Consider the following 23,054-nt stretch of genomic DNA (forward strand, 5'->3'; position numbering starts at 1 on the left):
GGGGCCGGGCGGACTTTGCCCGGACCGCGCGGCGATTAGGCTGCCCAGGGTGGACGTCGATGCCTTCGTGCTGGCCCATCGCCCGACCTGGGACCGCCTGGACCGATTGGTCGGGCGGCGCCGGTCGCTGTCCGGCGCCGAGATCGATGAGCTGGTCGAGCTTTACCAGCGGGTGTCCACCCACCTGTCGATGCTGCGCTCGGCGTCCTCGGATTCGATGCTGGTCGGCCGGTTGTCCAGTCTGGTGGCGCGGGCCCGCTCGGCGGTGACCGCCGCCCACGCCCCGCTGAGCAGCACCTTCGTCCGGTTCTGGACGGTGTCGTTCCCCGTCGTCGCCTACCGGTCCTGGCGGTGGTGGGTGGCCACCGGGGCGGCGTTCTTCGCGGTGGTGGTGATCGTCGCGCTGTGGGTGGCCGGCAACCCCGAGGTGCAGTCGGCGCTGGGAACTCCAAGCGACATCGACCAATTGGTCAATCACGACGTCGAGTCGTATTACAGCGAACATCCCGCCGCCGCGTTCGCGCTGCAGATCTGGGTCAACAATTCCTGGGTTTCGGCCCAGTGCATCGCGCTGTCGGTGGTGCTGGGATTGCCGATTCCTTTGGTGCTGTTCGAGAACGCCGCCAACCTGGGGGTGATCGCCGGGCTGATGTTCCCGGCCGGCAAGGGCGGGCTGCTGCTGGGTCTGCTTGCCCCGCACGGGTTGCTGGAGCTCACGGCGGTATTCCTTGCCGGGGCAACGGGAATGCGGCTGGGCTGGTCGGTGATCTCGCCGGGCGACCGTCCCCGCGGGCAGGTGCTCGCCGAACAGGGCCGCGCCGTCGTGTCGGTGGCGGTGGGCCTGGTGGCGGTGCTGCTGGTGTCCGGGTTGATCGAAGCGCTGGTGACGCCGTCGCCGCTGCCGACGTTCGTGCGGGTCGGCATCGGCGTCGTCGCCGAGGCGGCGTTCCTGTGCTACATCGGCTACTTCGGCCGCCGCGGCGTCAAAGCCGGGGAAAGCGGTGACATCGACGAAGCGCCCGACGTCGTCCCGACCGGCTGACCGGGGCGGGCGCTACAGCCGGCCGGTCGCCTTCATCGCCAGGTAGTGATCGGCGAGCGCGGGCGCCAGTTCGGCCGGTGCGGCGTCAACCACCTCCACCCCGCCGTGGCGCAGCCGGGCGGCGATCGCGGCGCGCTCGTTGCGGGACCGCTCGGCGGCGGCCGCGTCGTACACCGCCGCCGCATCCGAGCGACCGGCGGCCATCTGGTCCACCCGCGGGTCGGCGACCGCGGCCACCAGCAGGTGATGTTTCGCCGACAGCTGCGGCAGTACCGGCAGCAGGCCCTCGTCCAGGGCCGCCGCGTTGAGGTCGGTCAGCAGCACCACCAGCGACCGCCGGCGGGCCCGCAGTGCAATCGCGGAAACCATTGCCCGCCAGTCTGTTTCGACCAGGGTAGGCTGCAGTGGGGCCATCGCGTCGACCAGCTGGGCGAGCAGCTCGGTGCGCGAGGCGCCGAAGACGCCGGCCCGGCCGACCCGGTCGTGCGCCAGGAAGTCGACGTGGTCGCCGGCTCGCGACGCCAGCGCGGCCAGCAGCAGCGCGGCGTCCATCGACCAATCCAGCCGCGGCCAGCCGGCGGGATCGGCGGCGGTCGGGTCGACACCGACCCGGCCCGCCGCGGTGCGCCCGGTGTCGAGCACGATCACCACCCGCCGGTCGCGCTCGGGTCGCCAGGTGCGCACCACCACGTCGGCGCGCCGCGCGGTGGCGCGCCAGTCGATGGAGCGCACGTCGTCGCCGACGACATACTCTCGCAGCGAATCGAATTCGGTGCCCTGCCCGCGCACCAGGGTGGGCAGCAGCCCGTCGATCTCGCGCAGCCGGGCCAGCCGCGACGGCAGGTGCTTGCGGGACAGGAACGGCGGCAGCACCCGCAACTGGCCGGGCACCGATTGCGACCCCTGCCGTCCGGCCAGGCCCAGCGGCCCGATGGAGCGGGCAGTGACCACCGTGGCCCGCTGGTCGCCGCGGCGCACCGGCGCCAGCCGGGTCGCGATGTGCTGGTGTTGACCGGCGGGGATGTCCACCCGGTGCAGGCGCGGCCGGGCCCGCGCGCTGGGCGGCCAGGCGTCGCGGATCTGGCCGCGGAACCGGCGCGGGCCGTCGTTGTGGATCAACAGCGCCGCGTCGGCGTGCTGGCCGAGCCGGGCCGAGCGGTCGGGGGAGCGGATATAGCGCAGCCGCGCGGGGCTGGCCGCCAGCGCGGCGTCGACGGCCACCGCGACCGCCAGGGCCGCCAGCAGTGCCGTGAAAACCGTTGCGGGCCAAGGGGACAGGGCGATCGGCAGGACGCAGATCAGTGCGACCAGCCCGGTGCGTCCGGTCAGGATCACCGGGGCACCGGGACCGACGCCAGAATCCCGTCGAGCACACCGTCACAGGTGGCGCCCTCGAGTTCGGCCTCCGGGCGCAGCATCACCCGGTGCCGCAGCGTCGGGCGGGCCATGGCCTTGACGTCGTCGGGCGTGACGTAGTTGCGGCCCGACAGCCACGACCAGGACCGGGCGGTGGCCAGCAGTGCGGTCGCCCCGCGCGGTGACACCCCCAGCTGCAGCGCCGGCGAGGAGCGGGTGGCGCCGACGATGTCGACGATGTAGCCCAGCACCTCGTCGGCGACCCGGACCTGCTGCACCGCGTCGCGGCCGGCCGCCAGGTCCGCGGGCCCGGCCACCGGCTGGACGACGGACAGGTCGCGCGGATCGAAGCCGTGCGCGTGCCGGTGCAGGATGGCGATCTCGGCCTCCCGCGGCGGCAGCGTCACATTCAACTTGAGCAGAAAGCGGTCCAGCTGGGCCTCGGGCAGCTGGTAGGTGCCTTCGTATTCCACCGGGTTCTGGGTCGCGGCGACGATGAACGGTTCGGGCAGCGGCTGGGCCTCGCCCTCGACGCTGACCTGACGCTCTTCCAGCGCCTCCAGCAGCGCGGCCTGCGTCTTGGGCGGGGTGCGGTTGATTTCGTCGGCCAGCAGCAGGTTGGTGAACACCGGCCCGGGCCGGAACACGAACGCGGCGGTGCGCGCGTCGTACACCAACGAGCCCGTCACGTCGCCGGGCATCAGGTCCGGGGTGAACTGCACCCGTTTGAACTCCAGCTGCAGCGCCGCGGCCAGCGCCCGCACCAGCAGCGTCTTCGCCACTCCCGGAACGCCTTCCAGCAGCACGTGGCCGCGGCACAGCAGCGCGATGACCAGACCGCTGACCACGCCCTCCTGTCCGACGACCGCCTTGGCGAGCTCGGCGCGCAACGCCAGCAGCGCCTCTCGTGCCGATTCAGCGGTGGGGCTGGCGGTGACCGGTTGCGTCGGTTGCGTCACGGGTGTGCGACCTGCCTTTCGATGTCGTCGAGCGCACGGGCAAGTTGTAACAGGTCGTGGTCGGTCGTCGGCGGCGGGCCGAACAGGTGGTAGGAGACCCAGCCCGGATCGGAGCCGGTGCGCTGGGCGGCGGTGGACACCACCGCCTCCGGGGTGGCGCCGCCGGCCAGGCCGAGCTTGGGGGTCAGCCGCTGCAGCGCGGCGGTGCGCAAGGCCGCGGCGGCGCGATCGCGCGCCCGCCGGGACCGATACAGCCGGCCGCGGCCCTCGACGGTCTCCGAGGCGCGCACCACCACCGGCAACTCCTCGGCCACCAGCGGTCCGGGCCGGCGGCCCCGCCACACCGCGACCAGCAGCACCACCACCGCCAGCTGGCCGACGACCCAGTACACGTTGGCCGGGATCAAATCCAAAACCGTTGCCTTCGAAGAGGACTCGCCCTCGACGAAGTGAGGCGCGTACCAGACCAGCCGGGGCCGGCCCCCGGCCAGGTTCATGGCCAGCGCCGCGTTGCCGGCCTGCAGCAGGCTGCCGTTGGTCATGAAGTCGGTGCTGCCCACCGCCGTGATGGCGCGTCCGCCGTCGCGGAACCGGATCAGCGCGCCGTCGTAGCAGCGGGTCATCGCCCGGCCGTCTTCGGATTCAAAGGTGGTGGCACGCCCGAACCGCACCGACCCGGCCCGCACCGCTTCGCGCAGAGTGCAATTCGGGTCGCTGTCGAAGCCGTTGGTCCCCGAGATCCGCACGCCGGGCAACAGCGCCTTGCGGGCCTCGGTGGTCGGTTCCACCAGCAGCAGATCGGACCGGATCCGGGCCAGCCGGTCCAGCACCGAGTCGGCCAGGTACTGGCTCTGGGCCACCAGGATCAGGGCGTCCGGGCGCGCCGCGGATTCGACGTCGGCGATGTGGTCGGCGACCACGACGTCGACTCCGCCGTCGCGCAGCAGCGCCACCAGCGCGTGGGCGCCGTCGGGATCGGTTGACGCCGCGTCCATCCGGGTGCCGGGCCGCGGCGCGCTCAGGTAGGCGTCCACCCCGGCGATGACGGCCAGCACCAGCAGCGTGGCCAGCACCCAGCGCCAGGAGCGCCGGCGCCGCGGCGCGGTGGCGGTGGCGGTGGTCGTCGCCATCAGCGCACCTGGGCCCAGGACTCGGCGACGACGGGTTGGCCGGGCGGCGGTGTGACACCCTGCCAGCGGGAGCGCAGGTGCTCGTCCAGGTCGGCGATCAGCTGGTAGGCGGCCTGGGTTCCGGGCTGCTCGCCGTAGGTGACGTCATTGAAAGCCGTTGCGGCTTGGGTTAATTCGCCGGCCAGATGCGGCAAGGCGGCGCCGGCGTCGCGGGCCAGCTCGTTGGCGGTCCGGCCCGGGGCGGCGGTCAGCACGCCGGTCTCCTCGAGCTGGCGGGCCACGGCGCGCAGCCGGTGCCGGATCGCGGCCGCCCAATCACCTTCGGCGGCGCAGCTTTCGGCCGTCGCGCGGTGCTGGGCGGCGGTCAGCAGGGCGGCTTCGAACAACAGGTGGTCGCCGCCGCGGCGGGTGCGCATGGTGCGGCGCAGGATGTGCACGGCGACCACCGCCGCGATCGCGAGCAGGAGGAAAAGCACGGTGGCGGTGAGCCATCCACCCGGAACGGTGGAGATCTTCTGCAGCATCCGGTAGATCGCGTCGTTGAGCCAGGCGACGAGCTGGCTGGGCGTGGAGCCCTTGGAGTAGATCGGCTTGTGCAGTTCGTCCGCGGCGGCGCGGTGCGCGGCATCGCGGTCGATGTCGATGGAAGGCATCCTGCGCTAGTCCTCGCTCCGCCGTTACCGGGGCCGCGTCAGCCAGAGGTTGTCGGTGGACGCGGCCGCATAGCTTCCCTGGGCGGCGCCGCTCTGCAGCACCAGGTCGAACGCCTCGGCGCGCATCCGGCGGTCGGTGTAGAGCAGCACGATCACCCCGGCGTTGAACGGTGCGGTGATGATCTCGCCGATCGCCGCCCCGACCGACAGGATCGCGGTGCTGATCAGGAAGGCCGTGCCGGACGAGCTGATCTGGAAGACCTGGCCGACGATGCTGAACGGCACCGCGACGGCGTTGGCGACCACCGCCGTCACCAGGAAGGCGAGCGCCCGGATGCCCAGCACCCGCCAGAAGCCGCGCCGCACCAGCCGGAACGAGCGGGTGATCGCGTCGAGGACGGGCAGCCGCTCCAGCACGATGAGCACCGGGGCGAACAGCACCACGGTGTAGAGGTACACCAGCACCGCGATGACGGTGAGCACCAGCGGAATGCCCAGCACCACGGCGGCCGCGGCGTTGCCGATCGCGGCCAGGATCGCGATGACCACCACCACCAGTCCGGCGATGGCGGCCACCACGACGGCCTCCAGCAGCGCCAGGCCGAGCAGGGCGGGCAGCCGCCCCCGGATCTTGGTCCAGGTTTCCCCGACGGTGATCGACGATCCGAACACCGCCCGCCCGACGATGACGGTCAGCATGCCGGACAGCAGCATGCCGCCCAGCCAGCCGACCAGGACGCCGGCGCCCACCGACACCGACCAGGCGCCCAGCACGCCCGCGGTCAACTCGTCGGATCGGTCGCCGGTGAATCTGCCGTAGGCCGCCAGCGGGCCCAGCACGGCGGCCTTGGTGATGATCTGCATGGCGATGACGACGATCGCGGTCAGTCCCAGCGTCGCCTTCGGATTGGCCCGGATGTAGCCGACGGCCCCGTTGAAGATGTCGCCGAGGGTCAACGGCCGCAGCGGGATGATGCCGGGTTTGAGCACCCCGTAGCCCGGCGGCGGGCCGAACGCCGGTGCGGGGGGATAGCCGGGCGGCGGGTACGTCGGGGGCGGCCCGTAGTGGACGCCGTACTGGCCGGGGTATTGGGCGCCGTATTGGGTGCCGTATTGGGATTGTGAGCCGTATGCCGGTGGCGGACCAACCGGATAACCGGGCGGCGGCGCGCTCACCGAGCCCCGCGGCTCGTGCACCGGTGGTTCGTCATGGGCTCCATCCTGTCGGCGGCCGGACCATTTCACAACGTTGACCCGGGCTCCGGCGCGTAGCGTCGCACACATGGCGGAACTCAAATCCCGGCTGCGGGCCGACCTGACCGCGGCGATGAAAGCCCAGGACAAGCTGCGCACGGCCACCCTGCGCATGCTGCTGGCGGCGATCCAGACCGAGGAAGTCTCCGGTAAGCAGGCCAAAGACCTCACCGACGACGAGGTGATCAAGGTGCTGGCCAAGGAATCCCGCAAACGCGCCGAATCGGCCGAGATCTACACCCAGAACGGGCGCGGGGACCTGGCCGCCAACGAGCACGCCGAGGCGCGGATCATCGACGAATATCTGCCCACCCCGCTCACCGAGGCGGAGGTGGCCGACGTCGTCGACACCGCGATCGCCCAGGTCGCCGAGGAGATCGGCGAGCGGCCGTCCATGAAGCAGATGGGCATGGTGATGAAGGCCGCCACCGCGATCGCGGCCGGCAAGGCCGACGGCGCCCGGTTGTCGGCCGCCGTCAAGGAGCGGCTCTAGTCCGCGGCCTCAATCCGCGATCAGCACCCGGGTGCCGTCGCTGGCGCGGCGCGTCACCCGCCGGGCGTCGAGCTGCTCCAGCAGCGGCACCGCGACCCGTCGGGTGGTGCCCAGCGCGCGGCGCGCCTCGCTGACGGTGAACGGCTGTGGCAGCCCGGCCAGCACGCCGGCGGCGCGGGCCAGCGCGTCGGGCCCCAGCACCACCCCGTCGGCGATCCGGGTCAGCCGTCCGGCCCGCACCGCCGCGGCCAGCTCGCGCGGGCCCAGGCCCAGCCCGGCGAGTTCGTCGGCCTCCGGGGCGCGAAAGGGCTCGGCGGCCAGCCACGCCTCGACCTCGCGCACCGCCTTGTCGACGCGGGCCGGCAGCCCCGCGCCGGGGGCGCGGACCAGCCCGTCGGCCACCTCGAAACCGGTGCCCTGCATTAACTTCGGCACCAGCTCGGCGGCGGGCAGGCCGACCTGCCGGCGCAGCGTCTCCAGCGGCATGCCGGCCGCGATGTCGTGCTCACCCGCCCAGCGCCGCACCTGTGCGGCGGCCTCGTCGCGCCGCTCCGCCCACCACCGCGGGTCCACCACCCAGTCACCCACCCGCTGCCCGCGGGCCGGCACACCCATGGCGCGCAGGTCGTCGGCCCGGGCGATGTGCGGCGCGGGCGCCGAGCCGGTGGCCAGCTCGGCGGCGCGCAACCGGGCGGCGCCGCGCGGCGCAGCTCCGGCGGCGCACGTCGAGCACCTCGACCCGGCGGCGATCCGGTGCTGCCCGGGTCGCGCAGCAGCCCGACGTCGGCCACCCGCAGCGGCAGCGGCCGGCCAGCCGCAGCCGCGCCGCCGCCGGGCCCAGCCGGCGCACCCGCACCGGCACCGCCGCCGACCCGACGTGCAGCACGAGTTGGCTGTGCAGCGTGTCCTCGGCCGTGCCCGGGCCGCGCAGGGCGACGTCGATCTCCGCGGTGTCGCGCCACGCGCCCGGGGTGCGAACGGTGTCGCCGCGGCCGATGTCGTGCCGGTCGACACCGCGCAGGTTGAGCGCCACTCGGGCCAGCGCGCCGACCTGAGTCTCGTTGCGGCCCAAGGACTGTAGCCCGCGCACCGTGACGCGTCGCCCGGCGTGTTCGAGTTCGTCGCCCACCCGCACGGTGCCGGCCGCCAGCGTGCCGGTGACCACGGTGCCCGCGCCGCGCACGGTGAAGCTGCGGTCCACCCACAGCCGGACGTCGGCGTGCGGATCGGGTGGCGGCAGCCGGTCGGTCAGCGCGACCAGTTCGGCGCGCACCCGCTCGAGGTCGGTGCCGATCGCGACGGGAGCCCCGGCCAGCGAGGTGGCGGCGAACCGTTCCGTCGCCTGCGCGACGGCCGGGCCCGGGTCGGCGAGATCGGCCTTGCTGATCACCAGCAGCCCGTGCCGCACCCGCAGCGCGTCCAACGCCGCGAGGTGCTCCTCGGATTGCGGCATCCAGCCTTCGGTGGCCGCCACGACGAACACCACGGCGGGTACCGGCCCTACGCCGGCCAGCATGTTGGCCACGAAACGCTCGTGGCCCGGGACGTCGACGAAGGCGAGCCGACGGCCGGCGAGCTCGGTCCACACGAAGCCCAAATCGATGGTCAGGCCGCGGCGCTGCTCTTCGGCCAGCCGGTCCGGCCACATGCCGGTAAGCCGGTGCAGCAGAGTCGATTTGCCGTGATCGACGTGCCCGGCGGTGGCTAGGACGAACACGCCCGTACCGCCGCGGCCAGCAGCTCGTCGTCCTCGGGGGAGACCGTGCGCAGGTCGAGCAGGCACCGGCCGCCCTCCAACCGCCGACGACGGGCGGCCGGCCGGCGCGCAGCGCGGCGGCGTAGCGCTCGGGCAGACTCACTGCGGCGCTGGGCAATTCGACGCCGGGCGCGCCGCCGCCGCCGACCGCCGCGACGCAATCCAGCGCCACCGCGTCGGCGTCCGCAGGCAGCGCGGCGGCCAGGGACTGCGCCCGGCCGCAGCCGCCCGACGTCGGCGTCCAACGCGGCGGCTACCGGCGGCGGCGGACCCGTCAGGGTCGCCTCCAGCGCCGCCAGGGTCAGTTTGTCCACCCGCAGCGCGCGGGCCGCGGGATGGCGGCGCAGCCGCTCGACGAGATCGCCGCGGCCGAACAGCAGCCCGGCCTGCGGGCCGCCGAGCAGCTTGTCCCCGCTCGCGGTGACCAGGTCGGCGCCGTCGGCCAGCGTCGAGGTGGCGTCCGGCTCGTCGGGCAGCACCGGATGCGGCGCCAGCAGGCCCGAGCCGATGTCGACCACCAGCGGGATGTCCCGGGTGCGCAACTCGGCGGCCAATGCCGCCACGCCGACCGCCGAGGTGAACCCGGTGACGTGGAAATTGGAGGGGTGCACCTTGAGCACGAAGCCGGTCTGCGGCCCCAGCGCCTCGGTGTAGTCGCGCAGGCCGGTGCGGTTGGTGGTGCCGACCTCGCGCAGCCGCGCACCGGTGGACTCCAGCAGCTCCGGGATGCGGAAGCCGTCGCCGATCTCGACGAGTTCGCCTCGGCTGAGCACGATTTCACGGCCCGGCGCCAGGGTCAGGGCGACCAGCAGCAGCGCGGCCGCGTTGTTGTTGACGACGTGCACGGCGCCGGCCGCGGGTACCGCCCGGGCCAGCGCGGCCAGCGCGCCCCGGCCGCGGCGGGCCGGCGCCCGGTGGCCAGGTCGAACTCCACGTCGGTGGCCCCGCCCGCGGCGACGACCGCGTCCAGCGCCGCCCGCGACAGCGGCGCCCGGCCCAGATTGGTGTGCACCACCACGCCGGTGGCGTTGATGACCGGCCGCAGGCTCGACGCGGTGGCGGGCAGCGCGGCGAGCGCGTGCTCGGCGACCTGCTCGGGGGAGATCTCTCCGGCCCGGGCCCGCTGCTGGGCCTGCGTGATCACCGACTTCACCAGCGCGCGGCCCAGCACCCGCTGCGCGGCGGCCAGCCGCGGGTCGGCCAGCAGCGTGTCGGTGCCCGGCACCCGCCGGCGGGGATCACTCATGGCAGGCCCGACGGAGTATGGCGGAGGCGGACGGGAATCGAACCCGCCAGCGGCAGCGTCTGCCGTTCCACGGTTTTGAAGACCGCGCCGGTCACCAGACCGGACACGCCTCCCTGGACCATGGGGTCAATTATGGACGGGTGACCTACCGACTGACGCAATACGCTCACGGCGGCGGCTGCGCCTGCAAGATCCCGCCCGGTGAGCTCGAGGACGTGGTGCGCGGGCTGGGCGCGGCCAGTCCGCGCGACCCGCTGGGGGAGCTGCTGGTGGGCCTCGACAGCGGTGACGACGCGGCGGTGGTGCGCATCCAGCAGGGCACCGCGCTGATCGCGACGACGGACTTCTTCACCCCGGTGGTGGACGACGCCTACGACTGGGGCCGGATCGCGGCCACCAACGCGCTGTCCGACGTGTACGCGATGGGCGGGCGCCCGGTGGTCGCGGTGAACCTGCTGGGCTGGCCGCGCGAGGTGCTGCCGTTCGAGTTGGCCGCCGAGACGCTGCGCGGCGGGCTGGACGTGTGCGGCCTGGCCGGCTGCCATTTGGCCGGCGGGCACAGCGTCGATGACCCGGAACCCAAGTACGGGCTGGCGGTGACCGGGATCGCGGACCCGAATCGATTGCTGCGCAACGACTCCGGCAAGCCGGGCCTGCCGCTGTCGCTGACCAAGCCGCTCGGCATCGGCGTGCTCAACAACCGGCACAAGGCGACCGGGGAGCGGTTCGAGGAGGCCATCGCCGTGATGACCACGCTCAACGCCGAGGCGGCCGGCGCGGCGCTGGCCGCCGGCGTCGAGTGCGCCACCGACGTCACCGGTTTCGGGTTGCTCGGCCACCTGCACAAGCTGGCCCGGGCCAGCGGGGTGACGGCGGTGCTCGACGCGGCGGCGGTGCCGTACCTGGACGGCGCCCGCGAGGCGCTGGCGGCCGGCTACCTGTCCGGCGGCACCCGGCGCAACCTCGACTGGGTGGCCCCGCACGTCGACCTGTCGGGGGTCGGCGAGGACGAGGCGCTGTTGCTGGCCGACGCGCAGACCTCCGGCGGGCTGCTGATCGCCGGCGAGATCCCGGGGGCGCCCGTCATCGGTGAGCTGGTGCCGCGCGGCGAGCACACCATCGTGGTGCGCTGAGCGGTCCAATGATGGCGACCCGCTGCGCCCGGCTTCGCCGCGCTTGCGATCGCCATTAGGTCCAATGATGGCGACCCGCTGCGCCCGGCTTCGCCGCGCTTGCGATCGCCATTAGGTCCAATGATGGCGACCCGCTGCGCCCGGCTTCGCCGCGCTTGCGATCGCCATTAGGGTGAGGGGATGGCCCCGAAAAAAGCCCTGAGCAAGGTGTTTCTGGAATGGCCCGTGCTGCGCCAGGTGCGCTCGACGGACAAACTCGGCCGCGGCTCGGCGGTGACCTCCAAACACACCCGCGCGCTGGTGCCGCGCACCGCCACGGCCGACCGGGTGGTGCAGAGCGTGTGCCCGTACTGCGCCGTCGGCTGCGGCCAGCGGGTGTACGTCAAGGACGAGCGGGTCGTGGCGATCGAGGGCGACCCCGATTCGCCGATCTCGCGAGGACGCTTGTGCCCCAAGGGATCTGCGAGCGAGCAGTTGGTGAACTCGCCGGGGCGGCAGCTGCAGGTGCTCTACCGCGCGCCGCGGGCCGCCGAATGGCAGCCGCTGCAGCTGGACACCGCGATCGACATGATCGCCGACCGCTTCGTGGAATCGCGCCGCAACAGCTGGCAGGACATCGACAAGAAGGGCAACCTGCTGCGCCGCACCATGGGCATCGCCGCGCTGGGCGGCGCGACCCTGGACAACGAAGAGAACTACCTCATCAAGAAGCTCTTCACCGCCGCCGGCGCCATTCAGATCGAGAACCAAGCCCGTATTTGACACAGTGCCACGGTTCCCGGTCTGGGAGCCTCCTTCGGGCGCGGCGGCGCCACCCAATCACTGCAAGACATGGCCAATGCCGACTGCATCGTCATCCAGGGCTCCAACATGGCCGAGTGTCACCCGGTCGGCTTCCAATGGGTGGAAGAGGCCCGGGCCCGCGGCGCGCGGGTGATCCACGTCGACCCGCGATTCACCCGCACCTCGGCGGTCTCCGACCGGCACATCCCGATCCGGGCCGGTTCGGATGTGGTGCTGCTCGGCGCGCTGATCAACCACGTGCTCACCAACGACCTGTGGTTCTCCGAATACGTCGTCGCGTACACCAACGCCGCCACCATCATCAACGAAAACTTCCGCGACACCGAGGATCTCGGCGGCCTGTTCTCCGGGTTCGATCCCGAGACCGGGCAGTACGACACGTCGAGTTGGGCCTACGAAGAGGAGGACGACGGCCGGTCCGGGGGCGAAATCGAGTCCCCCGGCGGCGGTCACACCCACGGCGCCACCGCCACCCACAGCGCTGCCGGTGACGAGCACGGAAGCGGCGGCCCGCCGCTGGCGCACGCCAGGGTGCGCCGCGACGAGACCCTGCAGCACCCGCGGACCGTCTTCCAGATCCTCAAGCGGCACTACGCCCGCTACACGCCGGAGATGGTCAAAGACGTGTGCGGGATCAGCCGGGAGGACTTCGACTACCTGGCCCGCTCCATCGTGGAGAACTCCGGGCGCGAGCGCACCACCTGCTTCGCCTACGCCGTCGGCTGGACGCAGCACACCCTGGGCGCCCAATTCATCCGCACCGCAACGATTTTGCAGCTGCTGATGGGCAACGTCGGGCGCCCGGGCAGTGGCATCATGGCGCTGCGCGGCCACGCCACCATCCAGGGCTCCACCGACATCCCCACGCTGTTCAACCTGCTGCCCGGCTATCTGCCGATGCCCAAGGCGGGCGTGCACGACACCCTGGCCGACTACCTGGACGCGGTGGGATCCAAGAAACAGAAGGGCTTCTGGGCCAACGCCGACGCCTACACCGTCAGCCTGCTCAAGGCGTGGTGGGGCGAGGCGGCCACCGCGGACAACGACTGGGCCTACGACTACCTGCCCCGACTGACCGGCCCGCACGGCACCTACCAGACCGTGATGGGCATGCTGGCCGACGAGGTCGAGGGCTACTTCCTGCTCGGCCAGAACCCCGCGGTCGGTTCGGCGCACGGCCGGATGCAACGGCTGGGCATGTCGCATCTCAAGTGGCTGGTGGTGCGCGACTTCAACCTGATCGAATCGGCCACCTGGTGGAAGGACGGGCCCGAAATCGCCTCCGGGGAACTGAAAACCGAGGAGATCGAGACCGAGGTGTTCTTCCTGCCCGCCGCCACGCACGTGGAGAAGGCCGGATCCTTCACGCAGACACAACGATTGGTGCAGTGGCGGCACCAGGCCGTCGAACCGCCGGGACAGTGCCAGAGCGAACTGCAGTTCTTCTACGAACTCGGCAAGCGGATCCGGCAACGGCTGGCCGGCTCGACCGACGAGCGGGACCGGCCGCTGCTGGATCTGACCTGGGACTACCCCACCGACGAGCACGGCGACCCGGACGGGGAGGCGGTGCTGGCCGAGATCAACGGATACCGGGTCGGCGAGCCCGCGGACCCGTTGGCGTCCTACACCGAGCTGCGCGCCGACGGCTCGACCGCCGCCGGCTGCTGGATCTACACCGGGGTGTACGCCAACGCCGTCAACCAGGCCGCGCGCCGGGTGCCCAACGGCGGTGCATCGCCCAGCCAATCGCAGTGGGGCTGGCGTGGCCCGCCGACCGGCGGGTGCTCTACAACCGCGCGTCGGCCGACCCGGACGGCAAACCGTGGAGCGAACGCAAGCGCTACATCTGGTGGGATCCCGACCAGCGACGCTGGGTCGGCTACGACGTGCCGGACTTCGTGGTCGACCGGGCCCCGGGCGCCCGGCCCGACCCCGAGCTGGGCGGCCCCGACGCGCTGGCCGGCGACGACCCGTTCATCATGCAGGCCGACGGCAAGGGCTGGCTGTTCGCGCCCAAGGGTGTGGTCGACGGGCCGCTGCCCACGCACTACGAGCCGCAGGAATCGCCGGTGGCCAACGCGCTGTATCCCCAGCAGCGCAACCCGGCGCGAATCACCTTCGCGCGCAAGGACAATCTCAGCGCACCCAGCGCCGGCGAGCCCGGCTCCGACGTCTACCCGTACGTGTTCACCACCTACCGGCTCACCGAGCATCACACCGCCGGCGGCATGAGCCGGTGGCTGCCCTACCTCTCGGAGCTGCAACCGGAGATGTTCTGCGAGGTCTCACCCGAGCTGGCCGCCGAACGCGGCCTGCAGCCGTACGGGTGGGCCACCATCATCTCGCCGCGCGCCGCCATCGAGGCGCGGGTGCTGGTCACCAAACGTGTTGCGCCGCTGGTCATCAACGGCCACACCGTGCACCAGATCGGGCTGCCCTACCACTGGGGTGTGGGCGGCGACGCGGTGGTCAGCGGGGACGCGGCCAACGACCTGCTCGGTGTCACACTGGATCCCAACGTGCAGATCCAGGAATCCAAGGCCGGGTCGTGCGACATCCGCCCGGGCCGCCGCCCGCGCGGCGAGGAGCTGCTCCGGCTGATCGCCGACTACCAGTCGCGCTCGGGCGTCACCACCGAGACCGGCAACGTGCGGGTGGACGATGCCGTGTGGGAAAGGGGGAGCTGATGGGCCAGCTGACCGGACCGACCGACCCGGCCGCCGACGCCGGCTGGGCGGATCGCAAGCCGCGCAAGGGTTTTTTCACCGACACCTCGATCTGCATCGGGTGCAAGGCCTGCGAGGTCGCCTGCAAGGAATGGAACCGCAACCCGCAGGACGGCGACCTCGAGCTGCTGGGCTCGTCCTACGACAACACCGGCGCGCTGGGCGCCAGCACCTGGCGGCACGTGGCCTTCGTCGAACAGGGTCGCGAACGCATCGAGCAGGCACGCGAATCCGGCAGGGCGCTCATCGATTTGGGCATGCCGACCCTCCCCGCCGCGGCCTCCGAGCCGACCGAGCCGGCGGTGCCGCACACCCCGGAGTTCCGCTGGCTGATGTCCTCGGACGTCTGCAAGCACTGCACGCACGCCGGCTGCCTGGACGTCTGCCCGACCGGCGCGCTGTTTCGCACCGAATTCGGCACGGTGGTGGTGCAGCACGACGTCTGCAACGGCTGCGGCACCTGCGTGGCGGGCTGCCCGTTCGGGGTCGTCGAGCGGCGCAACGACGGGACCTACGCGACACCGGCGCAACGGCCGGACCGCCCCAGCGAGGAGATCGTCACCGGCGTCGCGCAGAAGTGCACGCTGTGTTACGACCGGCTGCTCGAGGACGAGATCCCGGCCTGCGCCAAGACCTGCCCCACCACCTCGATCAAGTTCGGCGACCACGACGACCTGGTGGCCATGGCGCGCCGGCGGGTGGCCGCCCTGCACGCCCAGGGGCTCACCGAGGCCCGGCTGTACGGGGCCAACGAGCACGACGGCGTCGGCGGCACCGGCTCCATCTTCTTGCTGCTCGACGAACCCGAGGTCTACGGTCTGCCGCCCGACCCGCGGGTGTGCACCGCCGACCTGATGACCATGTTCAAGCGGGCCGGGCTGGCCGCGGCCGGCATGGTCGGGGCGGCCGTGCTGGCGTTTTGGAGGAGCCGGTGAGCACCTCGGAATTCGACAGTTTCCGGCCGCCTGAACCGGCGGGCGGCAAGCGCCGCAAAGGCAAGCGCGGCGGCCGGCGCGGGGCGGGCGACGGCTCCCGCGAGATGCCGATGGTGCCCGAGGCCGAGTTCAGCTCGTACTACGGGCGCCCGGTGGTCAAGCCGGCGCCGTGGGGCCACGAGGTGGGGGCGTATCTGTTCCTGGGCGGCGTCGCCGGCGGCTCCGGGCTGCTGGCGGCCGGCGCCCAGCTGACCGGCCGGGACACGCTGCGCCGCAACACCCGGCTGACCGCCCTGGCCGCGGTGCTGCTCAGCCTGGTCGCGCTGGTGAAGGACCTGGGCCGGCCCGAGCGGTTCCTGAACATGTTGCGCACCGTCAAGCTGACCTCGCCGATGAACCTGGGCTCGTGGATTCTCAGCGCGTTCAGCGCCGGGATCTCGGTGGCCGCCGCCGCCGAGGTGGACCGGATGACCGGGCAGCGGCTCCCGCTGGGCCCGCTGCGCCCGGTGCTGCGCGCCGCCGAGGGGCCGGCCGGCCTTCAGGCGGCGGTGCTGGCGCCGCCGCTGGCCGTCTACACCGCCGTGCTGCTGGCCGACACCGCCACCCCGACCTGGAACGCCGCCCACGAGGACCTGCCGTTCGTGTTCGTCAGCTCGGCGAGCCTGGCCGCGTCGGGACTGGCGATGGTGACCACGCCCGTGCACCAGGCCGGCCCGGCCCGCACGCTGGCCGTGCTCGGTGCGCTCGGCGACCTGGCGGCCAGCAAGGTCATGGAGCGCCGGATGGACCCGGTCGCCGCCGAACCCCTGCACACCGGCGGGCCCGGCCGGATGCTGCGGGCCAGCGAACGCCTGGTGATCGCCGGCGGGCTGGGCACCCTGCTGGGCGGGCGGCACCGGGTGGTGGCGGTGGTCAGCGGCCTGGCGTTGGCGACGGCCTCGGCGCTGACCCGGTTCGGGGTGTTCGAGGCCGGGCTGGAGTCCGCCCGCCACCCCGCTACACCATCGAGCCGCAGCAGCGCCGGCTGGCCGCCCGCCGCGCGGCCGGGATCACGTCGGACTCCATCACCACCGCGGGCTGAGCACGCCCGCGTCGTTTGCCCTCGGTGCAGCCGGGTATCCCGGTGCGCATGACGAATTTTGGCTACACTTTGATGACCGAGCAGAGTGGACCCAAAGAGCTTGTCCGGTACGCGATTTCGGCCGAAGAGCGCGGTTTCGACTTCCACGTGTGCAGTGACCACTTCTCACCGTGGCTCACCTCGCAGGGACATGCGCCCAACGCCTGGGCGGTGCTGGGCGCGGTGGCGCAGGCCACCGAGCGGGTCGACCTGTACACCTACGTGACGTGCCCGACGATGCGCTATCACCCGGCCATCGTCGCCCAGCAGGCGGCCACCGTGCAGATCCTGTCCGACGGCCGGTTCACCCTGGGCCTGGGCAGCGGCGAAAACCTCAACGAGCATGTCGTCGGCAAAGGCTGGCCGACCATCACCCGCCGGCAGGACATGCTGCGCGAGGCCATCAAAATCATCCGGGAGCTGTTCGGCGGGCAGCTGGTGGACTTCACCGGCGACTATTTCCGGGTCGACTCCGCGCGGCTGTGGGACGTGCCCGACGTGCCGGTCGGCATCGGGGTGGCCATCGGCGGCACCCGGGCGGTCGACAAGTTCGCCAAGCTGGCCGACCACCTGATCGCCACCGAACCCAACGCCGACCTGGTCGACGCCTGGCACGGCGCCCGCCAGGCCGCCAACCTCGCCGGCGGCGGGCGGGTGGTCGGGCAGATCCCGGTGTCGTGGGACCCCGACCGAGACACCGCCGTCAGACGCGCGCACGACCAGTTCCGCTGGTTCGCCGGCGGCTGGAAGGTGAACGCGGACCTGCCCACCCCGGCCGGGTTCGCCGGCGCCACCCAGTTCGTGCGCCCCGAGGACGTCGCCGACGCCATTCCCTGCGGCCCCGACCTGGACGCGATCGTCGAGGGGGTCCGGCCGTACTGGGAGGCCGGGTTCACCGACATCGCGCTGGTCCAGATCGGCGGGGACACCCAGGAGAGATTCCTCAAGGAAGCCGCCGAACCGCTGCTGGCGGCGCTGCGCGACGCGGCGAAGTAGCGGCGAACGAGAAAGGGGAACCGAGATGTCAAATGAGTTGCAAGGCAAGAAGATAGCGATCCTGGCGGCCGACGGGGTGGAAAAGGTGGAGCTGGAGCAGCCGGCGGCGGCGCTGCGCGAGGCCGGCGCCCGCGTCGAGGTGGTCTCGCTGCAGGACGGCGAGATCCAGGCGCGCAACCACGACCTGGAGCCGGCCGGCACCTTCACCGTCGACCGCAAGGTGGCCGACGCGTCGGTCGATGACTTCGACGGCCTGGTGCTGCCGGGCGGCACCGTCAACCCCGACAAGCTGCGCCTCGACGACACCGCGGTCTCCTTCGTGCGGGACTTCGTCGGATCCGGCAAGCCGGTGGCCGCCATCTGCCACGGCCCCTGGACGCTGGTCGAAGCCGGTGTGGCAACGGGCCGGACGCTGACCTCCTATCCCAGCATCCGCACCGATCTGCGCAACGCGGGCGCCCACGTGGTGGACGAGGAGGTGGTGGTGGACGGCAACCTGATCACCAGCCGCTCGCCGAAGGACCTGCCGGCGTTCTGCTCGACCATCCTGGCGCAATTCGCGGGCGCCACCACCGGTTAGCCGTCAACACTTTTCGGCTGGTCCGTTTGAATGCGGTGGTTTGCGGGCATTATCCACGCCAAGCCGTGAGATCAGCGGCGCTCCTTGTAAGGGTTCTCGAAAGGCCAACAGTGACAACCACCTACCCCGAGCCCGCTGTGTTGCCCGCCCACAATGTCTATCAGCCGCAAGAGGATTCCCGGTTGCTGGTGGACGTGATGCACGGCACCGGTCTGATCCCGGGACGGCGCGTGCTGGACCTGTGCACCGGCAGCGGCTTCGTCGCGATCGCCGCGGCGGAGATGGGCTGCGCCAGCGTCACGGCGTTCGACAAATGCCCGCACGCCGTGCGGTGCGCCGGGGAGAACGCCGCGCTGGCCGGGGTGGATGTCGACGTCCGGGAGGGGTCGTGGCTCGCCGCGGTGGATTGCGCGCCGTTCGACGTCGTGGTGTCCAATCCGCCCTACGTGCCCACCCCGCCCGGCGCCGTGCTGGACGAGCTCGGCCCCGTGACCGGGCCGTCGTGGGCGTGGAACGCGGGCCGGGACGGCCGGCTGGTCCTGGATCCGTTGTGCGAGTCGGCGCCGAAGCTGTTGCGCGACGGCGGATCGCTGCTGCTGGTGCACTCGGCGCTGGCCGGTGTGCAGCAGTCGCTGGATTCCCTGAAGTGGGCCGGAATGGATGCGAAAGTGATTGCCTCCAAGTGGATCCCGTTCGGTCCGGTGATGTTGTCGCGGGCGCACTGGCTGGAGGACGTCGGCCTGATCCCGCGCGGGCGCCGCGAAGAGGAGCTGATCGTGATCCGGGCGGAAAAGCGATGAGCCCCACCAGGGTTCAGGTGGTGCCCAACGGACCGGTGCTGGTCTCGGGGCCGGTGCGCATCGAGATGCCCGGCGGCGAGGTGGTCGAGTCGGACCGTTTCATGGTGGCGATCTGCACCTGTCGGCGCAGCCGCCGATATCCGTTGTGCGACACCAGCCATCGCCGATGCCGCCAGCTCAAGGACTCGGCCGGTCCAGCGGCCGCCGCAACGACGACCGACCCTGCTGCCACGACGCCATGATCGTGTCCGCCAGGCGGTCCTCGACCGCCGCGTGCGCGCGGATCCCGAAGACGACGTCGCGCTGCAGCTCCGGTTCGCGCGCCACCAGATCGCCGACCACATCGAGGCGCACCACCTGCTCGTGCACCGCATCCGCCTCCACGTGCTCGCTGTAGAACGTGATGCAGGCCGGCGGCGCCTGCATGCGCTGCAGGGCGCGCACCATGCGCGCCGATCCCGGCGGGGAGGTGATCTCGGTGGCGGCGAAGTGCCCGATCGCGGCGCCGCGCAGCGCGCGGTGCAACCCGAACAGCGACATGAGGTTGACCACCGCCAGCGACTCGGCGGGCACCGCGTCGATGTAACCCCAGTAGGTGGTGTCCAGGCCGGCGGCCGCCAGCAGATCGGCGAACAGCTGCTGGTGCAGGCGCGGGCCCTGGCCGGCGCCGTACTCGTCGAACTCGACCGCCACGAACGCCGCCTTGGCGGTGCCCGTCAGCCGGGGGATGGCCCACGCGTGCGGGTCGCCCTCCTTGAGGTGATACAGCGAGCGGTGCACGAAGTACTCGCACATCTGCTGCCAGCTGCCGCGGTCGCGCAGGTGATACGACGGGCCGGTGCCCTCGACGGGCTCGGCCGCGATCGCGTTCATCTCGTCGGCCGCCGTCCGGTCGGGGTCGATGGGTCCGACGTCGCGACGCACACCGGCCAAAAACACCCGTTCCAGCTCGGCGCGCAGCGCCAGCAGCGCCGGATTCCACTCCCATGCGGGGTCGACGCCGGTGAAGCCGCGGTAGTGCAGCTCGTAGCACATGGCCAGGGCCAGCTGCAGATCCAGCCCGTACGGGTCGGAGTCACGCACCGACGCGCCGATGCGCGCCAGGTGGTCGACGGACGGGGGCCCGGTCAGCGCGCAGCGGACGGCCGTCGACAGCGGCCCGTGCGCGGACGGCAGGACGGGTTGCGTCGGGATCGATGTGCGGGTCACGCCGGTGACTACCCGTTTCGGAAGCCGGTTAATCGAAGCCGGTCATTCGGCGGGCCGCAGGAACGTGATGTCGGCGACGGTGCCGGTGGCGCTGGTCCGCAGTTCCATGGCCTGGCTGAGCGCCTTCATCAGCGGCAACCCCCGCCCGCTGTTGACCGGATTGGCCGCCGGCGTCTTCCACGAACCGTAATCGGTGATGCGGGTGTGCACTTCGCCCTCGCCCAGGCGGGCGTCGAGCACCATGGTGCCGGCGACGAAACCCCGGTAGGCGTGCTCGACGCAGTTGGTGCAGGCCTCGTTGACCACCAGCACGATGTCGGCGGCCAACTCGCCGGTGATGCCGGCGGCGCCCAGCCAGTCCGCCAGTCGGTGCCGGATGCGGACCAATTGGTCTGCGGTGGCGGCGGTTTCGATGCGCAACGGTGACTGCTGATGCCGGTAGATCACCATCGCCACGTCGTCGTCGTAGCCCGCGGCCGGGGCCAGCTCGCGCAGCACCTCGTCGGCGACGGTGTCCAGGGGCAGCGTCATCGTCTGCGCCAAAACCTCTGCCGCACGGCCGATTCCGTCGTCAATCGGCTCGTGCTTGCGTTCCACCAGCCCGTCGGTGAACAGCATCAGGGTCGACCCGGGCGGCAGCAACCGGGTGGCCTGGGGGCGGGGGTCCTCGCGGCGCACGGCCAGCGGCACCGAGGCGGCGTCGGTCAACAGGGTCGTCGTCCCGGGCTCCGGTCCGGCCAGCACGGCCGGCATGTGCCCGGCGTTGCTGTACTGCAGCACGCCCGTCTCGGTGTCCAGGATCGCGAGAAAAACGGTGGTGCAGTAGGCATTCGGGATCAGCGACGCCGCCGAGTCGAGCTGATCGAGCAGCACCGCGGGCTCGGCGCCGTTGATCAGCAGCGCCCGCGCGGAACTGCGCAGCTGTCCCATGATCGCCGCGGCCGGCAGGCCGCGGCCCACGCAGTCGCCGACCACGATGCCGATCCGGTGGTCGCCGATCGGCAGCACGTCATACCAGTCGCCGCCGATCTCGAGCGGCGGCACCGCGGGCTCGTAGCGCACCGCGAATCCGGGTGGGGGCTGCACCGGCGGCAGCATGGCGCGCTGCAATGTCAGCGACGTCTCGCGGGCGTTCTCGAACTGGCGGACGTGCTGCAGGGCCAGGCTGAGGTGCCCGATCAGCACGGTGACCAGCAGCCGGTCCTCCCCGCTGACCCAGCGCGGGGTGCGCAACTCCAGCCACAACGCCAGGTCCCCGGCCCCGGAGAGCACCGCGACCAATCCCCGTGATTTGCCCGGGTTATCCGGGTGATCAACGGTTTTCGCCGTCAACGGCAGCTGATGGCGCGCCTCGGCGAAGGTGTCGCGCAGCCACGGATCCAGCTCGCGCCACGACGACGCCGCCGGCCGGCCGGCCACCTGGACCGCCGGGTCGCCGTCGCCGCTGGGCCAGGACACCGCGACCACCCGCTGCACGTCGATGGCCGCGCTGCACTCATCGAGGGTGATGGACAGCAGCTCGTCCACGCTCTTGGCCACCGCCACCGCGGTGGCCAGCCGCAGCACCGCGCTCTCCCGGGCGGCGAAGGCGCGCTCGGCCGTGACGTCGCGGATGGTGCCGACGTAGGCGTCGCGGTCGCTGCCGGAATCCTTGACCGCGTTGATGCTCACCTTCACCCAGGCCAGATGCCCGTCGGCATGGCGAATCGGTGTCTCGTACTCGGCGCTGCCGGTGCGCAGCACGACGCCGATCTGTTCGCTCGCGGTCTTGGGGTCGACCAGCCACGGGTGCGGCCACCGGTAGGGCAGGCCCTCGGCGGGGAACCCGAGGATCTCGATGAAGGCGTTGTTCACCTCGATCACCGAACCCTCGTGGTCGGCGACGAAGAACCCTTCCTGCAACGAATTCACTAGTGCGTTGCGGAATTTGTCGCGGTCGGCCAGCCCCTCGGCGCGGGCCCGCTGCTCGGCATAGCGCCGGTTGCCGTCGATGAATCCCCGGGTCGCGACGTCCAGCGGGACCAGCAGCTGCAGCAGGAACTCCAGCGCGATCGGCGCGTCGATGCGCACGTCCTGCGAGATCTCGAAGACCAGCCGGACGTGCTGCTCGATGATCTCGAGCAGGCTGATCTGCTCCTGCAGGGCGCGGCGGCCCAGCTCGTGCCCGACCGCCAGGCTGGCCTCGTCGCGGCTCGCCAGATAGGCACGCAGCGCACGGGCGTACTGATCGTGAAAGTCGTTGTCATCACTCATGTCGAGGCTCCCCGGTGCCGGGCGGCCAGCACCATGGCGTCGTCGGTCTCCTTGGCGTCCTTGCCCAGCAGGCCTTCGGCGATGGCGAGGGCGGGGGCGGCGAAGTCGATGTGGTCCAGGTAGTCGTCGATGATCCCGTCGGTGCGCATCACCAGCAGGTCGCCGGGCCGTATCGAAACAACTTGCGCCGGCCGGATTTCCGGTATCCGGTAGCCGACGATGCCCCCGGCCAGGCGTGCGCTGGACCGGACTTCGGTGCCGGTGGGCGCCTTGGCCACCAGATGCGCGGTGACGTTGCCGACCCCGGTCCAGGTCAGCGTGTTGGCCGCAAAGTCGATCCGCGCCAACGTCATTGCCACGCCCCGGGTGCCTTCCAACGCGCGATGGCAGAGCTGGATCAAGACTTCTATGGGTTCGGCGCCCGCGGCGGTCACCGTGTCGACGGCGCGCAGCGCGGCTTCCGCCGCGGGCGGCCCGTGACCGAGACCGTCCACCAGTGCGAACAGCGCCGCCTCGCCGTCGATGTCGACGGCGATACCGCGGTCGCCCGAGGTGTATTCGCTGGGCAAAGGCCTTCCAGCCCTTGCCCATTCGATGGGTCCGAAC

At 71.9% G+C, this 23,054-nt stretch carries 18 protein-coding genes, 1 tRNA gene and 3 pseudogenes; 10 read left to right on the top strand and 12 right to left on the bottom strand.

Annotated features, from left to right (window positions below):
* Positions 1 to 49: 49 nt before the first annotated feature.
* Complete coding sequence (locus tag NF20_RS00465) at positions 50 to 1,042, top strand: stage II sporulation protein M (RefSeq protein ID WP_019734179.1); 993 nt, start codon at positions 50 to 52, stop codon at positions 1,040 to 1,042.
* A gap of 12 nt (positions 1,043 to 1,054) precedes the next feature.
* Here NF20_RS00465 and NF20_RS00470 read toward each other — a convergent pair whose 3' ends face one another.
* Genes NF20_RS00470 through NF20_RS00490 form a run of 5 tightly spaced genes read right to left on the bottom strand, consistent with a single transcriptional unit; the run spans position 1,055 to position 6,424 of the window.
* Positions 1,055 to 2,377, bottom strand: a complete 1,323-nt coding sequence (locus tag NF20_RS00470) for a DUF58 domain-containing protein (protein ID WP_033717188.1) — start codon at positions 2,375 to 2,377, stop codon at positions 1,055 to 1,057.
* Positions 2,374 to 3,357, bottom strand: a complete 984-nt coding sequence (locus NF20_RS00475) for an AAA family ATPase (RefSeq protein WP_033712005.1) — start codon at positions 3,355 to 3,357, stop codon at positions 2,374 to 2,376. Before NF20_RS00475 ends, NF20_RS00470 begins: the two co-directional genes overlap by 4 nt.
* The gene (locus NF20_RS00480) at positions 3,354 to 4,487 is read right to left on the bottom strand and encodes a DUF4350 domain-containing protein (protein WP_033712003.1); all 1,134 of its coding nucleotides are present in this window, start codon (positions 4,485 to 4,487) and stop codon (positions 3,354 to 3,356) included. The genes NF20_RS00475 and NF20_RS00480 overlap by 4 nt, the downstream gene beginning before the upstream one ends.
* Complete coding sequence (locus tag NF20_RS00485; protein WP_019734098.1) at positions 4,487 to 5,140, bottom strand: DUF4129 domain-containing protein; 654 nt, start codon at positions 5,138 to 5,140, stop codon at positions 4,487 to 4,489. The genes NF20_RS00480 and NF20_RS00485 overlap by 1 nt, the downstream gene beginning before the upstream one ends.
* A 24-nt stretch (positions 5,141 to 5,164) precedes the next feature.
* On the bottom strand, positions 5,165 to 6,424 hold the full coding sequence (locus tag NF20_RS00490; protein WP_023864226.1) for a membrane protein: 1,260 nt from the start codon (positions 6,422 to 6,424) through the stop codon (positions 5,165 to 5,167).
* On the opposite strand from NF20_RS00490, the gene NF20_RS00495 reads away from it, so the two are divergent.
* Positions 6,423 to 6,887 carry a GatB/YqeY domain-containing protein gene (locus NF20_RS00495; RefSeq protein WP_003873336.1) on the top strand — a complete coding sequence of 155 codons (465 nt, stop codon included), beginning with the start codon at positions 6,423 to 6,425 and terminating at the stop codon, positions 6,885 to 6,887. The two genes, NF20_RS00490 and NF20_RS00495, sit on opposite strands and share 2 nt — an antisense overlap.
* Positions 6,888 to 6,896: 9 nt before the next feature.
* On the opposite strand, the gene NF20_RS28845 is transcribed toward NF20_RS00495, so the two are convergent.
* From NF20_RS28845 to NF20_RS00510, 4 genes and pseudogenes are all read right to left on the bottom strand, one after another.
* Positions 6,897 to 7,502: a SelB C-terminal domain-containing protein gene (locus tag NF20_RS28845; protein WP_416332308.1), complete on the bottom strand. Its 606-nt coding sequence runs from the start codon at positions 7,500 to 7,502 to the stop codon at positions 6,897 to 6,899.
* Complete coding sequence (locus NF20_RS00500; protein ID WP_416332309.1) at positions 7,468 to 8,604, bottom strand: GTP-binding protein; 1,137 nt, start codon at positions 8,602 to 8,604, stop codon at positions 7,468 to 7,470. Before NF20_RS00500 ends, NF20_RS28845 begins: the two co-directional genes overlap by 35 nt.
* Positions 8,592 to 9,889 (bottom strand): annotated as a pseudogene (gene selA / locus NF20_RS00505) (L-seryl-tRNA(Sec) selenium transferase). Before selA ends, NF20_RS00500 begins: the two are co-directional and overlap by 13 nt.
* 18 nt (positions 9,890 to 9,907) lie before the next feature.
* A tRNA-Sec gene (locus tag NF20_RS00510) sits at positions 9,908 to 10,002 on the bottom strand.
* Between the two features lie 27 nt (positions 10,003 to 10,029).
* Between NF20_RS00510 and selD the strand changes: the two genes are divergently transcribed.
* The 8 genes and pseudogenes from selD to NF20_RS25820 all read left to right on the top strand — a co-directional run bounded on the left by selD (position 10,030) and on the right by NF20_RS25820 (position 19,228).
* A complete protein-coding gene (gene selD, locus NF20_RS00515; RefSeq protein ID WP_009974668.1) occupies positions 10,030 to 11,022 on the top strand; it encodes a selenide, water dikinase SelD in 993 nt (330 codons plus the stop codon).
* Positions 11,023 to 11,202: 180 nt separating this feature from the next.
* A pseudogene (gene fdh / locus NF20_RS00525) lies at positions 11,203 to 14,516 on the top strand (formate dehydrogenase).
* Positions 14,498 to 15,490 carry a 4Fe-4S dicluster domain-containing protein gene (locus tag NF20_RS00530; protein WP_009974672.1) on the top strand — a complete coding sequence of 331 codons (993 nt, stop codon included), beginning with the start codon at positions 14,498 to 14,500 and terminating at the stop codon, positions 15,488 to 15,490. Before fdh ends, NF20_RS00530 begins: the two are co-directional and overlap by 19 nt.
* Positions 15,487 to 16,571, top strand: a pseudogene (gene nrfD / locus NF20_RS00535) (NrfD/PsrC family molybdoenzyme membrane anchor subunit). The gene NF20_RS00530 and the pseudogene nrfD overlap by 4 nt, the downstream one beginning before the upstream one ends.
* 48 nt (positions 16,572 to 16,619) lie before the next feature.
* Entirely contained in the window at positions 16,620 to 17,606 is a 987-nt protein-coding gene (locus NF20_RS00540; protein WP_033711997.1) for an LLM class F420-dependent oxidoreductase, read from the top strand.
* 25 nt (positions 17,607 to 17,631) lie between these two features.
* On the top strand, positions 17,632 to 18,186 hold the full coding sequence (locus NF20_RS00545; protein ID WP_023866679.1) for a type 1 glutamine amidotransferase domain-containing protein: 555 nt from the start codon (positions 17,632 to 17,634) through the stop codon (positions 18,184 to 18,186).
* A gap of 110 nt (positions 18,187 to 18,296) precedes the next feature.
* The gene (locus NF20_RS00550) at positions 18,297 to 18,986 is read left to right on the top strand and encodes a HemK2/MTQ2 family protein methyltransferase (protein WP_023900385.1); all 690 of its coding nucleotides are present in this window, start codon (positions 18,297 to 18,299) and stop codon (positions 18,984 to 18,986) included.
* Positions 18,983 to 19,228, top strand: coding sequence for a CDGSH iron-sulfur domain-containing protein (locus NF20_RS25820; RefSeq protein ID WP_003873325.1), 246 nt, complete (start codon positions 18,983 to 18,985; stop codon positions 19,226 to 19,228). Before NF20_RS00550 ends, NF20_RS25820 begins: the two co-directional genes overlap by 4 nt.
* Here the strand turns inward: NF20_RS25820 and NF20_RS00555 are convergent.
* From NF20_RS00555 to NF20_RS00565, 3 genes are read right to left on the bottom strand one after another with little or no spacing between them, the layout of a single operon-like run.
* Complete coding sequence (locus tag NF20_RS00555) at positions 19,164 to 20,195, bottom strand: iron-containing redox enzyme family protein (RefSeq protein WP_023900384.1); 1,032 nt, start codon at positions 20,193 to 20,195, stop codon at positions 19,164 to 19,166. The genes NF20_RS25820 and NF20_RS00555 overlap by 65 nt on opposite strands.
* A gap of 42 nt (positions 20,196 to 20,237) precedes the next feature.
* The gene (locus NF20_RS00560) at positions 20,238 to 22,448 is read right to left on the bottom strand and encodes a SpoIIE family protein phosphatase (RefSeq protein WP_033717189.1); all 2,211 of its coding nucleotides are present in this window, start codon (positions 22,446 to 22,448) and stop codon (positions 20,238 to 20,240) included.
* Entirely contained in the window at positions 22,445 to 23,017 is a 573-nt protein-coding gene (locus NF20_RS00565) for a SpoIIE family protein phosphatase (RefSeq protein WP_023900383.1), read from the bottom strand. The genes NF20_RS00560 and NF20_RS00565 overlap by 4 nt, the downstream gene beginning before the upstream one ends.
* Positions 23,018 to 23,054: the final 37 nt, after the last annotated feature.

This window comes from Mycobacterium sp. MAC_080597_8934, assembly GCF_000523975.1.
In the GTDB taxonomy this organism is placed as follows: Bacteria; Actinomycetota; Actinomycetes; order Mycobacteriales; family Mycobacteriaceae; genus Mycobacterium; species Mycobacterium avium.